Annotated in this window: 13 protein-coding genes; all 13 read left to right on the top strand. The window is 60.4% G+C overall.

What is annotated here, in order from left to right:
- Window positions 1-47 precede the first annotated feature (47 nt).
- The 13 genes from F451_RS0118500 (at window position 48) to F451_RS0118440 (ending at window position 14,661) form a co-directional block, all read left to right on the top strand.
- Window positions 48-1,484 carry an LSm family protein gene (locus tag F451_RS0118500; RefSeq protein WP_020682901.1) on the top strand — a complete coding sequence of 479 codons (1,437 nt, stop codon included), beginning with the start codon at window positions 48-50 and terminating at the stop codon, window positions 1,482-1,484.
- Window positions 1,485-1,491: 7 nt separating this feature from the next.
- Window positions 1,492-2,427, top strand: a complete 936-nt coding sequence (gene xerD / locus F451_RS0118495) for a site-specific tyrosine recombinase XerD (protein WP_020682900.1) — start codon at window positions 1,492-1,494, stop codon at window positions 2,425-2,427.
- A 74-nt stretch (window positions 2,428-2,501) separates the two neighbouring features.
- The gene (locus F451_RS0118490) at window positions 2,502-3,248 is read left to right on the top strand and encodes a DsbC family protein (protein ID WP_020682899.1); all 747 of its coding nucleotides are present in this window, start codon (window positions 2,502-2,504) and stop codon (window positions 3,246-3,248) included.
- 202 nt (window positions 3,249-3,450) lie between these two features.
- Complete coding sequence (locus F451_RS0118485; protein ID WP_020682898.1) at window positions 3,451-4,752, top strand: homoserine dehydrogenase; 1,302 nt, start codon at window positions 3,451-3,453, stop codon at window positions 4,750-4,752.
- A gap of 10 nt (window positions 4,753-4,762) precedes the next feature.
- Window positions 4,763-6,157 (top strand): threonine synthase, encoded by a 1,395-nt coding sequence (gene thrC, locus F451_RS0118480; RefSeq protein WP_020682897.1) that lies wholly within the window; start codon window positions 4,763-4,765, stop codon window positions 6,155-6,157.
- 53 nt (window positions 6,158-6,210) lie between these two features.
- Window positions 6,211-7,008 (top strand): YdcF family protein, encoded by a 798-nt coding sequence (locus tag F451_RS0118475; RefSeq protein WP_020682896.1) that lies wholly within the window; start codon window positions 6,211-6,213, stop codon window positions 7,006-7,008.
- Between the two features lie 4 nt (window positions 7,009-7,012).
- Window positions 7,013-8,749 (top strand): single-stranded-DNA-specific exonuclease RecJ, encoded by a 1,737-nt coding sequence (gene recJ, locus F451_RS0118470; RefSeq protein ID WP_020682895.1) that lies wholly within the window; start codon window positions 7,013-7,015, stop codon window positions 8,747-8,749.
- Window positions 8,750-8,801: 52 nt separating this feature from the next.
- Window positions 8,802-8,984: a hypothetical protein gene (locus F451_RS0118465; protein WP_020682894.1), complete on the top strand. Its 183-nt coding sequence runs from the start codon at window positions 8,802-8,804 to the stop codon at window positions 8,982-8,984.
- A 214-nt stretch (window positions 8,985-9,198) separates the two neighbouring features.
- Window positions 9,199-11,988, top strand: a complete 2,790-nt coding sequence (locus F451_RS26000) for a sensor domain-containing protein (RefSeq protein WP_083928483.1) — start codon at window positions 9,199-9,201, stop codon at window positions 11,986-11,988.
- A gap of 137 nt (window positions 11,989-12,125) precedes the next feature.
- Entirely contained in the window at window positions 12,126-12,761 is a 636-nt protein-coding gene (locus tag F451_RS0118455) for an NUDIX domain-containing protein (protein ID WP_020682892.1), read from the top strand.
- Window positions 12,758-13,198: a DUF1249 domain-containing protein gene (locus tag F451_RS0118450; RefSeq protein WP_020682891.1), complete on the top strand. Its 441-nt coding sequence runs from the start codon at window positions 12,758-12,760 to the stop codon at window positions 13,196-13,198. The genes F451_RS0118455 and F451_RS0118450 overlap by 4 nt, the downstream gene beginning before the upstream one ends.
- Window positions 13,179-13,985 (top strand): metallophosphoesterase, encoded by an 807-nt coding sequence (locus tag F451_RS0118445; protein ID WP_026291877.1) that lies wholly within the window; start codon window positions 13,179-13,181, stop codon window positions 13,983-13,985. The genes F451_RS0118450 and F451_RS0118445 overlap by 20 nt, the downstream gene beginning before the upstream one ends.
- Window positions 13,986-14,031: 46 nt before the next feature.
- Window positions 14,032-14,661, top strand: a complete 630-nt coding sequence (locus F451_RS0118440) for a YqiA/YcfP family alpha/beta fold hydrolase (protein ID WP_020682889.1) — start codon at window positions 14,032-14,034, stop codon at window positions 14,659-14,661.
- Window positions 14,662-14,672: the final 11 nt, after the last annotated feature.

The following is a 14,672-nucleotide window of genomic DNA, read 5'->3' as shown; positions in this document are numbered from 1 at the left end:
TTATGTTTCTGTGAGCCGGTACTGGCAGATTACAAGGAGCTGCAGTTATGCGGAAGTTGTTTAAGTTGCTGGGATTTTTGCTGGTTCCCGCGCTTATCGTCGGTGGCGCCTATGGCTATTACTGGTACCAGGTAAAAAGCTCCGCTGATCGCATGATTGACGCTGCGGCGCCCTATGCGAAGATCACCTATGCGCGCGTGGTCGCCGGGCTCGACGGCAGTGCCGGTATTGGCGGGGTGCAGGTCACTCCACTGGGCAGCAGGGATTCCCTGCTGATTGGTTCGGTTCTGTTCCAGGCGCCTGATCCGCTGTTTTATCTCGATGCAGAGAAGACGCTGCGAGAAGGCAACTGGCCTGAGCATATGTCGCTGTCGGTCAACGGCCTGGATATGAGTCTGGATGCCGATTACCTGGCGCAGTGGCAAGCGATGGGGCAATCCCTCGCCGTGCCGCAGGACGGTACCGGTTTCGAGGCGCTGGCCTGTGGTGACGTACAGCGTTTTGATCTGGCAACGACGCGGGCCATGAATTACAAGCGCCTGAACATGGATTTGCGGGTCGCGATGGATTTTGTGCCCAGTACCCAGTCGTTGCGTTTGCGCTCCGATGTCACGGTGGCGGGCATGGCGCAAACCGGTTTCTATATTGATATTTCCCAGCCCAGCAGTGCGATTTCTGTGGCCTCGCTGGTGCAGGCGCAGCCATCTCTTGAGCGTGTCACGCTGGATTACAGTGACCTGGGCTACAACGGCAAGCGCAACCGTTTCTGTGCTCAGCGTGGCGGTTTCGCACCTGACGAATATCCGCAACGGCACAGCGAGATGGTGCAGGCCGAGTTGAAGAAAACCGGCTGGACACTGTCTGAGCCCCTGGTGAAGGCCTATGCCGATCTGCAGCGTCCGCGGGTCATATTGCAGGTGATTGCCGAGCCGCCACCCGGTTTTGGAGCCCAGTCCATCGGGACGATCTCTTCGCCCGAGCAGTTGCTTGATTTGCTTAATCTTCGGGTCTCGGTCAATGGTGCTAATCAGGACCTGAGTGGCGTTAAGTGGTCGCCGAATACCGATGAGGCGGTGGCCGTCAGTGAGTCTGATGCGCCGCAAGTTGAAGTACCGGCGCCGGAGGCCCTTGCAGCCGGCGTGGTCGAAAAGCGGGCTCCGCAGCAAGATCTGGTGGTGGAGCTGGAGCGGCCCAAGTCTGCACCGGAACCCATCATCATTGATCCAGATGTCGTGCAGGTTATGCCGGGGATCGTGGTCAAGGCCAAAGCGGCGGAAAAAACCTACAAGCCGACCGCGGTGCGGCAGGTGCACAGTTATGCTGGGCAGAAAGTGAAGCTGCGCACGTATTTCGGACGCAAGATCGAAGGCACGCTGGTGCGCGTGGCTGATGGCAACCTGGAAGTAGAGCAGCGTGTGGACCGCGGAGTGGCAGTTTTCCCGATTGCCGCTGACAAGGTGGCAGAGCTGTCTGTCTGGCGTTAGTCGGGCTGTGTCGAGCGATGAAGGCGACCGCCGCTTGCGGCGGCGCTTGCCCGAGCCCGCTGATCAGCGGGATATAGAGCGCTTTATCGATGCCATCTGGCTGGAAAAAGGCCTCAGTGCCAACACGCTGGCATCCTATCGGCGTGATCTTAGTCTCTTTGCCTGCTGGCTCAATGATCAAGGCGTTGCACTGCTTGATGTCGACAGGTCGCTGTTGCGCCGCCACCTGGACTGGCGGCTGCAGGCCCGCCTTAAGGCCAGTTCCACGGCGCGCCTGCTATCCTGCCTGCGCGGCTTTTACCGCTACTGGATTCGTGAAGAGCGTCTGACTGACGATCCGACACTGCAGATCGACAGCCCCCGGCGCGCGCGGCCACTGCCAAAGACCCTGACCGAAGACGATGTCGAGCAGTTGCTGGCGGCCCCGCCGCTGGATGATGCGCTGGGGCTGCGGGACCGGGCCATGCTGGAGGTGCTCTATGCGACGGGCTTGCGGGTATCCGAGTTGGTGGGCCTGTCCTGCGGCCAGGTGAATCTGCGCCAGGGGCTGGTGCAGGTGGTTGGCAAGGGCGACAAGGAGCGACTGGTGCCCCTGGGGGACGAGGCGGTGCACTGGTTGCAACGTTATATGCTGCAGGCGCGCCGGGAGCTGGTTGAGGCGGGCTCCGATGTTTTGTTCCCCAGCCGCCGGGGGCAGCAGATGACGCGACAGGCGTTCTGGCATCGTATCAAGCTGCATGCTTTGGCGGGGGGGATCGACAAGCCGCTGTCTCCGCATGTGCTGCGTCATGCATTTGCCACGCACCTGGTAAATCATGGTGCGGATTTGCGTGTGGTGCAGATGTTGCTGGGTCACAGTGATCTTTCGACCACACAGATTTATACTCAAGTAGCGCAGCACCGGTTGCAGTCTGTTCACCGCCAGCACCATCCGCGGGGTTGACGCCGCCGGGGGAACTATTCAGTGCCTGTCTCGTCAGAGAAGGTCTATAAATTTCGACTGATATCGAGGGTTTTATGTATAAATCAATCCTGAGTGCGCTTCTGGTGCTTGGCTTCAGCGGGGCGCTGCAGGCGGCAGAGGCTGATGCCGGGGTTACCGAAGTCATTACCCGGCAGTTGATGAAGGTTGATGCGCGTATCCCGGTTGAATCCGTCAAGGCCGCCCAGATGCCTGGCATGTATGAAGTTGTGCTGGGTACCGGCGAAGTTCTTTATGCGGACCCGCAAGGCGAATATTTCATGCTGGGTCAGCTTTATAAGCTGAGTGATGACAAGGGCTTTGAAAACCTGACCGAAGAACGCCTGAACGCCCAGCGTGTCGCTCTGATGGCGGCAGTGGAGGCAAAAGATCTCATCTCGTTCAAGCCTGCCGGTGAAACCAAGGCTACGATAGCGGTCTTTACCGATGTTGATTGCCCGTATTGCCGCAAGCTGCACGCCGAGGTCCCCAAACTGAATGAAATGGGTATTCAGGTGGATTACCTCGCCTTTCCGCGCGGTGGAGAGCGCAGTGCGGCCTTTACCAAGATGCAGTCTGTCTGGTGTTCGGCGTCGGATAAACGCGGCGAGAACCTGACCAAGGTGAAAAATGGTGAATCCATTGAAGAGCAGGTTTGCGACTCGCCGGTTATGGAGCAGTTTGCCTTGGGGCAGAAGGTCGGTGTGACCGGTACGCCTGCGCTGGTCTTCGAGGACGGCAGTCTGGTGCCGGGGTACATGCCGGCGGCGCGTCTGGCCCAGATGCTCGGCCTGGCACAGTAAAATATCCCTGCAGGTAGCGCGGTCATGCCGCGTTACCTGTCGCGGACTTGTCCTGTTCGTGCTGTCTTTACGACAAATTCCTCCTGTATCTTCTGTCTGTCCTATCCAAGTCACGTCCAACACCCGTTATAATACCCACCCATTTTTACCGCGGATGACTGTTCGTCATCCGGATCGACTCAACAGCGAGTGAGGTATTGATTTGAAACCGGTTAAAGTTGGTATCTGCGGTCTTGGCACCGTAGGCAGCGGCACATTCAATGTTCTCAAGCGCAATGAGGACGAAATCAGTCGTCGTGCAGGGCGCCATATTACCGTAGCCCAGGTGGGCGCGCGCCGCGAAAACCCGAACGCTGATACCAGTGGCATTGATGTGACCACCGATATTTTCGCGGTTGCAACCAATCCGGAAATCGACATCGTGGTTGAGCTGATCGGTGGCTATGACGTAGCCCGCAAGCTGGTGTTGACGGCGATCGAGCACGGCAAGCATGTTGTCACCGCTAACAAGGCGCTGATTGCAGTGCACGGCAACGAGATTTTCGAGGCGGCCCAGAAAAATAACGTCATCGTGGCCTTCGAGGCGGCCGTGGCGGGTGGTATTCCCATCATCAAGGCGATCCGTGAAGGCCTGGCGGGCAACCAGATCAACTGGCTGGCGGGCATTATTAACGGTACCGGCAACTTCATCATGACCGAAATGCGTGAGAAGGGCCGCGACTTCGCCGATGTGCTGGCCGAAGCGCAGGCGCTGGGGTACGCCGAAGCGGATCCGACGTTTGATGTTGAAGGCATTGATGCCGCGCACAAGCTGACGATCCTGGCATCCATCGCATTTGGTGTTCCGCTGCAGTTTGAGAAAGCCTACACCGAAGGCATCAGCGCCATCACCCAGGACGACGTGACCTATGCCGACGAGCTGGGTTATCGCATCAAGCACCTGGGGATAAGCCGCCGCACCAGCGACGGTATCGAGCTGCGTGTGCACCCGACATTGATCCCCAAACCGCTGCTGCTGGCCAATGTCGAAGGTGTCATGAATGCGGTCATGGTCGACGGCGATGCTGTGGGGCAGACCCTGTATTACGGCGCCGGCGCCGGCGCCGAGCCGACGGCTTCCGCTGTGGTTGCCGATATCATTGATGTGGTGCGCATGCTGGTGTCCGAGCAGGGCCATCGCGTACCGCACCTGGCCTTCCAGCCAAGCGCACTGTCCGACCTGCCGGTGCTGCCGGTGGAAGAAATCGTCTCCGCCTATTACCTGCGTATCCATGCGATCGAGCGTCCGGGTGTGTTGGCGCATATCACCAAGATCTTTGGTGACAACGGCATCAACATCGAGGCCATCATCCAGAAAGAGACCACCGCCGAACAGGTGCCGGTGATTATCCTGACCCAGCGGGTCAAGGAGCGGGTGATGAATGATGCTCTGGCACAGGTCGAGGCGCTGGACGACATCCTTGGCAAGGTCACCCGCATCCGTGTCGAGACGCTGAAGGACTGAGGAAACGAGCATGAAATATATATCGACCCGGGGCCAGGCACCGGCACTCAATTTTGAGGAAGTGCTGCTGGCCGGTCTTGCCAGTGACGGTGGGCTTTACGTCCCCGAGACGCTGCCGACCTTCAGCACCGAAGAGATCGCATCCTGGGCAGGCCTGCCGTACCACGAGCTGGCGTTCAAGGTCATTCACCCCTTTGTCAGTGACTGTATCGATGATGCGGACCTGAAGAAAATGGTGGATGACACCTACGCCAGCTTCAACCACAGCGCCGTGGCGCCGCTGGTGCAGCTGGGCAGCAACGAGTGGGTGCTGGAGCTTTTCCACGGTCCCACCCTGGCGTTCAAGGATTTCGCGCTGCAGCTGCTCGGCCGACTGATGGATCATGTCCTGGCCAAGCGGGGCGAGCGTCTGGTTATCATGGGCGCTACATCCGGTGATACCGGCTCTGCGGCCATCGAAGGCTGCCGTCACAGCGATCACCTGGATATCTTTATCCTGCACCCCCACAATCGGGTGTCGGAGGTGCAGCGGCGCCAGATGACCACGGTAAAGGCCGACAACGTCTTTAATATTGCGCTGCAGGGCAACTTCGATGATTGCCAGCAGATGGTCAAGGACAGCTTTGCCGATCAGTCATTCCTCAAGGGACTGAAGCTCGGTGCCGTCAACTCGATCAACTGGGCCCGCATCATGGCCCAGATCGTGTACTACTTCGCCGCCTCTCTGGCTGTGGGTGGTCCGCATCGTCCGGTGGCTTTCTCGGTACCGACGGGCAACTTCGGTGATATCTTTGCCGGCTACCTGGCCAAGCAGATGGGCTTGCCCATCGCCCAGCTGGTCGTGGCCACCAACCGCAATGATATCCTGCATCGAGTGATTTCCGGCAATGACATGAGCCGCGGTGAGCTGGTGCATACCCTGTCACCGTCCATGGATATCATGGTGTCGTCCAACTTCGAGCGTTTGCTGTTCGATGTCTATGACCGTGATGGCGCGGCGATCTCCGACCTGATGGCGCGTTTTCGTACCGAAGCGGTACAGCTCGACGAAGCCCGCTGGGCCAAGGTCCGCGAGCTGTTCGACAGCCAGGCCGTAGACGATGAAACGACCTGCGAGGTTATTCGTCAGGTGCACGCCGAAACCGGCTACCTGCTCGATCCCCACACCGCGATTGGCCTGCAGGCCGGGCGTGACTGCAACCGCGATCACAGCATTCCCATGATCACCCTGGCCACGGCCCACCCGGTCAAGTTCCCGGAACCGGTGGTCAACGCCGGGCTGGAATCGCCCCAGCTGCCTGAAAACATGGCGGATCTGTTCGAACGTCCAGAGCACTATGAAGTACTGGCCAATGACCTGTCTGTCGTACAGGCGTTCCTGGCCTCCCATGTCCACAAGGCCTGATGAGCTGAGTCCGATACGGGGGGCCGCCGGCCTTCCGTATCGAATGCGTGTGCATGGATAACCTGTTTTTCCTCATATCCAAGACCCTCTGGCTGGCCGTACAGCCCGATAACCTGCTGGTGCTGTTGCTGCTGCTGGGTGCGTTCGGCGTCTGGCTGGGGCGTCGCTGGGCCAGGAGGCTGCTCGGGCTTCTCAGTCTCGTCATGCTCGGGTTAATGCTCATGCCGCTGGGAAACCTGTTGCTGGAACCGCTGGAGTCGCGTTTCGAGTACGGGGTCCCGCCGGAATCGGTGGCCGGCATCATGGTGCTGGGCGGCGGTGAGGATGCCGATCTGAGCGCACGCTGGGGTCAAAGCCAGTTCAACAGTGCGGCGGAACGGCTGATGGTGCTGCCGGAGTTGATGCAACGCTATCCCAATGCCCAGGTGGTTTTCAGCGGAGGCTCCGCGGCGGTGCTGGATGCACAGTACCGCGGGGCCGATGTGGCGAGAAACTGGCTGGCAACCTTGCCGCCAGCGTTGTCCGGGTCACCGGTGCTGTTCGAACGGGATTCGCGCAATACCTGGGAGAATGCTCTCTTCAGTGCCCGTCTTCTGGGCGGTGTGCCGGAGCAGCCCTGGCTGCTGGTCACCTCCGCATTCCACATGCCGCGCTCGGTGGGTATCTATCGCCAGCTGGGCTGGCAGGTGGTGCCCTACCCGGTGGATTACATCAGTACGGGTGACCTGTTTCGTGTGCAGTTCGCGCTCAATTTGCGCGACCTGGTGGTGGGCGTGCGGGAATGGACCGGCCTGCTGATCTATCACCTGACCGGGCGCACCTACAGGTTCTTCCCGGCACCAAAGGACTGATTCAATGACGGATATACAGATTGAACGCCGCCCAGAACCGGATCGCACGCTGCCCGTATTCAGCCAGGCTCATCCTGTCCTGGCACGTATCTATGCCGCCCGCGGCGTGCAGTCGCTGGACCTGCTGGGGCGCTCGCTAACCGAACTGCTGCCGGATTCGGGCCTGCACGGGCTGGATGCCGCGGTCATCCGCCTGGTCAGGGCGATTACCGCCGGCGAGCGGATACTGATCGTCGGTGACTTTGACTGCGATGGTGCCACCAGCACCGCAGTGGCGGTACTGGCGCTACGGATGATGGGCGCGGCACAGGTGGATTATCTGGTGCCCAACCGGTTTGAATACGGTTATGGCCTGAGCCCTGAAATCGTTGACGTTGCACACCAGCAAGGTCCTCAGCTGCTGGTCACGGTGGACAACGGCATCTCCAGCCTGGAGGGTGTGGCACGCGCCAATGCCTGTGGCATGGATGTCGTCGTGACCGACCATCACCTGGCCGGTGCCGAGCTGCCGGCGGCCTGCGCCATCGTGAACCCCAACCAGCCGGACTGCGGTTTTATCGCCAAGTCGACCTGCGGTGTGGGGGTTATTTTCTATGTCATGATCGCGCTGCGCCGTGCCCTTGCTGCCAGGGGCTGGTTTGAGCAGCACGCCATACCGGCGCCGAATCTTGCCAGCCTGCTGGATCTGGTCGCGTTGGGCACGGTGGCCGATGTGGTGGCGCTGGAGCACAATAACCGCGTGCTGGTTCACCAGGGGCTGCAGCGAATCCGCGCGGGCAAGGCGCGCCCGGGGCTGCGCGCCCTGATCGAAGTATCCGGTCGCAGCCAGGCGCGTCTCGTGGCCAGCGATCTCGGCTTTGCGCTGGCGCCCAGGCTGAATGCAGCAGGCCGGCTCGAAGACATGTCCATTGGCATAGAATGCCTGCTGACTGATGATCCCGATCATGCCCTGGAGCTGGCACGTATGCTCGATGGCTTGAATCAGGAGCGTCGGGGTATTGAGCAGGACATGCAGCAGCAGGCGCTGAACTCGCTGGCGCGGCTCGAGCTGGACGCGTCTGAATTGCCGATGGGGCTCTGTCTGTATGATGAGAGCTGGCACCAGGGCGTCATCGGTATTCTGGCGTCGCGCATCAAGGAGCGGGTGCATCGCCCGGTCATTGCCTTTGCGCCCGGCGATGATGGCGAGATCAAGGGGTCGGCACGCTCGATCAGCGGCTTTCATATACGGGACGGGCTCGATGCCATCGCTGCCCGCTATCCGGGCTTGCTGAGCAAATTTGGCGGCCATGCGATGGCGGCCGGCATGACGTTGGCGACAGACAGCTTTGCGGCATTCAGCGCCGCCTTTGACGAGCAGGTGCGCTTGCAGCTCGATGCGGCGGCACTGACCCGACGCCTGCTGACCGATGGCGCTTTGCGTGCCGCGGACATGAGTGTAGAGCTGGCCGAGATCCTGCGTGAAGGCGGGCCCTGGGGGCAGCTGTTTCCGGAACCGCTGTTCGATGGCGACTTTGGCCTGTTGCAGCAGCGCATCGTCGGGCAGCGCCACCTGAAGCTGGTACTGATGGAACCGGCCAGCGGACTCGCGATCGATGCGATCTGGTTTAATATTGACACGGCACTCTGGCCAGACACTTCGGTGCAGCGGGTGCGGGTCGTTTACCGGCTGGATGTGAACGAGTTTCGCGGCCAGCGCAATCTGCAGCTGATGGTGGAGCACCTCGAAGCGATCAGCTGATCATGGGGGTCTGTGCAGGCCCCTGACTTTGGTGATGGAAGGAAATACGGGAATGAATGATCTGACACTGAATGAACTCAATACCTTGCTGGCGGTGTTTGCCAGGGCTGGAGTCGAAGCGGGGGCGGGTGCAGAAGGTGAGTTGCTGCAGCGTTTGAGCCAGGCCCAGGCTGAGCGGGAAGAGCTGGACAACATGGATTTCGACGACTGTGCAGGTGGTGCCTGCAAGCTGTAATGGCGCCTGGCCTGCATGCCGCCAGGCACGGTTTTGGGCGGCTCACACAGGCGGGTTTGCGGTACGCGCTAACATCATGCAGGATGTGTGCAGGGTGGCTTAATCAGGGATAGAATCTGCTGTCTATCGGGCTGCGGCAGCTTGCCCTGTCTGTGCATCCTAGCACCGGGGTTGAGGGGCTCTTTAGAAGGGCAGATTCAGTCAGGAGACATTGATGTCAGCACCATGGGGCAAGGGGTCTGCGTGTGTCGCGCGAAGGCGAATGCCGTACCCGGGGACAGCCCTGGTGTGGGTCATCGCGCTGATGCTCTGGTCGCCAGCGTCAATGGCAGCCAGCCTGGATGACCTGCTGCAGCACCCCGTACCTCTATTGGTCTCACTCCTCGCTCTGCTTGCGCTGGCCCTGCTGGGGCTGTGCGGCATCTGCTATCGTTGCTGGCTGCTGCAAGCGCGCCTGCGCGAACAGGAAGCCGGCCAGCAGCGTTACCACGCAGTTTTCGATGCACTCCCGGAGCCTGCCTGCATCAAGAATGCCCGCGGCCAGTTCCTGGACTGTAACCGTGCCTTCGTCAGCTTCACCGGCTTGAGCCACACGGCGCTGATCGGGAAAACCAGTAGCGAGGTGTTCTCGGCGGCGGATGGGCTAAGGATTGCCGAACAGGACCGTCATGCCTTAAGGGTCGATGGCATTTTTCGGGGCGAAGACTGGGTGCACGGTGCCGGTCATCGGCCGCGTCTGGTGAGCTTTCTGCGTACCCGCCTGCCAGCGCAGGGATCACAGGAACCGGCCTTGCTGGTCATCGGCAGTGACATTACCGCACAGCGCCAGGAAGAGGTCATCACGCAACTGCAGAACATGACGCTGGACTGCCTGTTGCGCGGTCTTGCCCTGAGTCTTGTGCTGGAGCGTCTGGTTAAAACCGTGGAGCGGGCGTACCCGGGGCTGCTCTGTTCAATCATGCTGCTGGACAAGGACCGCTTGCTGCGGTGCACCGCAGCCCCCTCGCTGCCGGACTACTTTTGTGAGGCTGCTGACGGAATCGTGGCGGCAGAGGGCGCAGGGGGCTGTGGAACGGCTGTCGCCACCGCAACGCGTGTGATCATCGAGGATGCGCGCGGGCATCCCTATTTCCAACCCTTTGCCGACATCATAAAACGGGCAAATATCGTCGCCTGCTGGTCGGAACCCGTGTTTGGCAGCCAGGGTGACGTGCTGGGCACCTTCTGTCTGTATTCAGCCGATGCCGGCGGACCCTCCTCGGCCCAGATCAAGCTGCTGGAGCAGACCGCCCGGCTGGTGAGCCTTGCGGTGGAGCGGAGCCGGCGGGAGGAGCAGTTGCGCAAGCTGTCTCGGGCGGTGGAGCAAAGCTCGAGCATGGTCGTGATTACCGACGCCAGTGGCATCATCGAATACGTGAATGAAGAGTTTTGCGACGTCACCGGCTACAGCGTCGAGGAGGTGCTGTTGCAGCGTCCCTCTCTGTTGAAATCAGGCGAGACGGATGTCGAGCTGTACCGCACCATGTGGCAGACGCTGCTGGCGGGGCAGGACTGGCACGGAGAGATACGCAATCGGCGCAAGTCGGGCGAGCTGTATTGGTCGGCACTGTCAGTGTCACCCATTCTGGATGAGGACGGCAGCGTCACCCACTTCATCGGCATCAGCGAGGACATCTCCACCCAGAAGCATTCCCAGGCGCAGATCGAGCAACTCGCCTTCTACGATCCCCTTACCCAGCTGGGCAACCGGCGCCTGTTTCGCGAACAGCTCGACCAGGAGCTGCGCAAGGTGCGCCGTACCGGACAGCAGCTGGCGGTGTTCTACCTGGATCTCGATAATTTCAAGCAGATTAACGATACCCTCGGCCATGATGTCGGTGACAGGTTGTTGCAGGCGATTGCGGGTCTGCTGCGGGTCACATTGCGCGAGACCGATAATATCGCCCGCCTCGGGGGCGATGAATTCATTATTCTTCTGCCCCAGATGACCGGTCTGGCGCAGGCCAAGCGGGTGGCGGAAAAATTGCTGGATACCCTGCTCGAACCCATTGCTGTGGCGGGTCACGAGGTGATGATCACCTTCAGTATCGGTATCACGCTGGCACCGGATGACGGTGATACCTGGTCTGTATTGATGAAAAACGCGGACCTTGCGATGTACCGCGCCAAGCGCCAGGGACGCAATAACTATCAGTTCTTCACCCGCGAGATGAACGAGGAAGTCATGCGCCGGGCACAGATGGAAGCCGAGTTGCGTTTCGCGCTGGACGAGGGCCACTTCAGTCTGGCGTACCAGCCGCAGTGGAATCTGCTGGGCGGCTTGCAGCTGGTGGGCATGGAGGCGCTGATCCGTTGGCACCACACCGACCGGGGCTGGATCTCGCCGGCCGAGTTTGTTCCGGTGGCTGAAGAGCTGGGACTGATTGTGCCACTGGGCAACTGGGTGATTCATGAAGCGTGTCGGTCTGGCGCGCACCTGGTTGAGCAGGGGCATGAGGTCAAGGTGGCCGTGAACCTGTCACTGCGACAGTTCCGTGACCCGAATTTGCTGAATACGGTACGCCTTGCACTGCAGAACAGCGGGCTTGAAGCACGCTATCTGGAGTTCGAGATTACCGAGTCCATGATTATGGATGATATCAACCGTGTACTGGAAATTCTGGGAGCTCTCAAGGCGCTGGGTGTGACGCTGTCCATCGATGACTTCGGTACCGGTTATTCGTCGCTGAGCTACCTGAAGCAGTTGCCACTGGACCAGCTCAAGGTCGATGCATCCTTCGTGCGTGACATTCCGCATGATGTCAATGACATGGAGATCGCCGCTGCGGTTATCGCCATGGCCCACAAGCTGGGGCTCAAGGTGGTGGCCGAGGGTATTGAAACCCCGGAACAGCTGGCGTTTCTGCGCGAGAATCGCTGTGAGATGGGGCAGGGTTACCTGCTTGGGCGCCCGGAATCGCTGGAATCGTTGCTGCGCCTGCTGGATGTTGAGCTGACAGACTGACCCCGGGCAATCCGCCCCCGGGGAGTCCGCCAATTTTCGCAAAGCATCTTTATTCCCACTGCATCCACTGAGTGCGGCCACTCCGGCGGCCGTGATTATCTCTGCTATAGTGTGCGTTTTGCATCGAGAGGGCAGACATGGCTAGCGGCTGGAAACCCCGTTTCGGCGCCTCGGATTTTGATATCCGGGCCGACGAAGCGCTGCATCATGGCTTTTTCAACCTGGACCGCGTAACAGTGACACATCGCTGTTTCCTGGGCGGCGAGGCCACTATCGGGCGAGAGCTGTACCGGCGTCGCGATGCGGTCTGTGTGCTGCCCTATGACCCTGTGTTGCGTTGCGTGGTGCTGATCGAACAATTTCGTGTTGGCACGCTGGATCATCCGCGCGGCCCCTGGCAGCTGGAACTGGTGGCGGGCCTGGTGGAACCGGGCGAAAGTGTCGAGGATGTGGCGCGGCGTGAAGCGGTGGAGGAAGCAGACTTGCAGCTGGGCGAAATTGAATCCATCAGCCGTTTTACGCCCAGTCCAGGCGCTGTTCGCGAGTATATCGACCTGCTCTGTGCCCGGGTGGATGCGGGCAGTGCCGGCGGTGTACATGGCCTCGCAGAAGAGGGTGAGGATATTCTGGTGCATGTGCTGTCGCTGGATGACGCCTGCGCACTGGTGCAGGACGGGGTGATCGATAACGCACCGGCGATCATTGCGATACAATGGCTGCAAATGCACAGCCCGCGACTTGAACAACAGTGGGTTCAACCGGAGACTTCATGAAACGCAAGTATGTACCCGACCTGTCGCGTCAGATGGCCCAGTGTGAGGCCAATTACGCGCGCATGATGAAACTGCTACCGGACCTGGATGTCTGCGACCACCGCGAATTCCAGGTGTACTGGCAGGCGCATCAGGTCGTGGTGCGTCTCGAGGTGGAGGAGCGCTTCGCCTACACCACCACGGTGCTGGTCAAGCAGCTGCACGACGGCGGATCGAGCTGGCTGGCGACGCCGACACTGGTCGTGCGGCTTTATCACGATGCCACCATGGCGGAGGTGATCTGCCTGAAGAGCCGGCGTCAGCTGTCCGGCGTCTATGGGTACCCCAACCGTGACATGCATCATCCCGATGAAAAGGCGCAGCTTAACGGTTACCTCGGCGAGTGGCTGAATCATTGCCTGAACCATGGTCACCACAATGAGCCCGTCTTTGTCTGAAATGCCCTTTCGGTTACTGCAGTTCAGTGACTGCCACCTGAGTCCCGAGCCCGGCGGCCTGTTCCGTGGCATAGACCCCCTGTGTCACTTGCAAGCTGTGGCCGACGATGCGCGCCGGCGTTTTGCCGGCGTCGACTGCCTGCTGCTGACCGGTGACCTGACCCACCATGGCGCGCCAGATGCGTACAGCCGCCTGCTGGAACAGGTTGAGGGTCTGGCCCGGCAACGCTGCTGGCTGCCTGGCAATCACGATGTCGCGGCGTCCATGCGAGCAGTTGAGGCGCAGGAGCCTTCACTTGGCTGCCGGCTGATCGATACTGAGCACTGGCGTATTCTGCTGCTGGATTCCAGCAGTCATCCCGATGGACGCGGTGGCGGCAGTCTGGCGGATGCCGAACTGGTGTGGCTTGAACAGGGCCTGGCCGGCGCCGGTTCGCGCTGGGTGTTTATTGCCCTGCATCATAACCCGCTGGCGCTCGGCAGTGCCTGGCAGGATGCCATTATGCTGGGAAATGCAGCGCAGTTCTGGAGCATCGTGGACTCCTGTGCACAGGTACGTGGGATCATATTCGGCCATGTGCACCAACAGCAGCATCTGCAGCGTGGACCGGTACAGCTGTTTGCCGCACCGTCGACCGCGGTGCAGTTCGAGGCGGGTTGTGACAGCTTCCAGCTCGAAACCGATGCCGTGCTGGCGCGGCCGGGGTATCGTTATTACGAACTGGGCGATGCCGGCCAGATCAATTCCCAGCTGATACGCGTTGCAGCGCTCGATTGCGTCCGCTAGGTCCCTCCGGTATGGTTCCGCCATGCAGTTTTAGCAAGGAGCGGGGATGACGCAGACCCATTTTATCTATGTGCACGGCTTTAACAGTTCCCCCGCGTCAATCAAGGCCCGTATCCTGGGTGAATACCTTGATCGCCTGGGTCTGGCATCGCACTACAGTGTGCCGGCCCTGTCGCACTGGCCCGCCGAGGCCATGGCTCAGCTCGAGGCGCTGGTCGCCGATCCGCAGCAACCCGTGCTGCTGGTGGGCAGTTCCCTGGGCGGCTTTTACAGCACCGCGCTGGTGGAAAAACACGCGCATTGTCGCTGCGTACTGGTGAACCCGGCGGTTTCACCCCAGGTACTGCTGGCCGAATGGCTCGGCGAAAACGAGAACCTGTACACCCACGAACACTACCAGTTGACGCCACAGCACCTTGCGCAGTTGCAGGCGCTGGTCTGCGATGAGTTACAGGGTCTCGAGCGTTACTTGCTGCTGCAGCAGACCGGGGATGAAACCCTGGACTATCGCGAGGCACTGGCCCGTTATGCAGGCGCTGTGCAGTTTGTACAGCCAGGCGGCAGTCATGGTTTTGATCGTTTTGAGGACCTGCTGCCGGCGATTCTCGCATTTGCGACCGGACGCATCGAGTTACCCGAGCCCGTCGCTTTACCCTTCACTCAGCTATCGCATTGACAGGAATCCGC

This window comes from Marinobacterium rhizophilum DSM 18822 (assembly GCF_000378045.1).
Classification (GTDB): Bacteria; Pseudomonadota; Gammaproteobacteria; order Pseudomonadales; family Balneatricaceae; genus Marinobacterium_A; species Marinobacterium_A rhizophilum.
Note: the sequence above shows the minus strand (reverse complement) of the source record. Positions and strands in the feature narration are given on the sequence as shown.

Coding starts and splice junctions, on each gene's coding strand:
- F451_RS0118455 (WP_020682892.1), top strand. CDS start 12,126: ATGGCTAGCGGCTGGAAACCCCGTTTCGGCGCCTCGGATTTTGATATC.
- F451_RS26000 (WP_083928483.1), top strand. CDS start 9,199: ATGTCAGCACCATGGGGCAAGGGGTCTGCGTGTGTCGCGCGAAGGCGA.
- F451_RS0118500 (WP_020682901.1), top strand. CDS start 48: ATGCGGAAGTTGTTTAAGTTGCTGGGATTTTTGCTGGTTCCCGCGCTT.
- recJ (WP_020682895.1), top strand. CDS start 7,013: ATGACGGATATACAGATTGAACGCCGCCCAGAACCGGATCGCACGCTG.
- F451_RS0118465 (WP_020682894.1), top strand. CDS start 8,802: ATGAATGATCTGACACTGAATGAACTCAATACCTTGCTGGCGGTGTTT.
- F451_RS0118490 (WP_020682899.1), top strand. CDS start 2,502: ATGTATAAATCAATCCTGAGTGCGCTTCTGGTGCTTGGCTTCAGCGGG.
- F451_RS0118475 (WP_020682896.1), top strand. CDS start 6,211: ATGGATAACCTGTTTTTCCTCATATCCAAGACCCTCTGGCTGGCCGTA.
- F451_RS0118445 (WP_026291877.1), top strand. CDS start 13,179: ATGAGCCCGTCTTTGTCTGAAATGCCCTTTCGGTTACTGCAGTTCAGT.
- thrC (WP_020682897.1), top strand. CDS start 4,763: ATGAAATATATATCGACCCGGGGCCAGGCACCGGCACTCAATTTTGAG.
- F451_RS0118450 (WP_020682891.1), top strand. CDS start 12,758: ATGAAACGCAAGTATGTACCCGACCTGTCGCGTCAGATGGCCCAGTGT.
- F451_RS0118440 (WP_020682889.1), top strand. CDS start 14,032: ATGACGCAGACCCATTTTATCTATGTGCACGGCTTTAACAGTTCCCCC.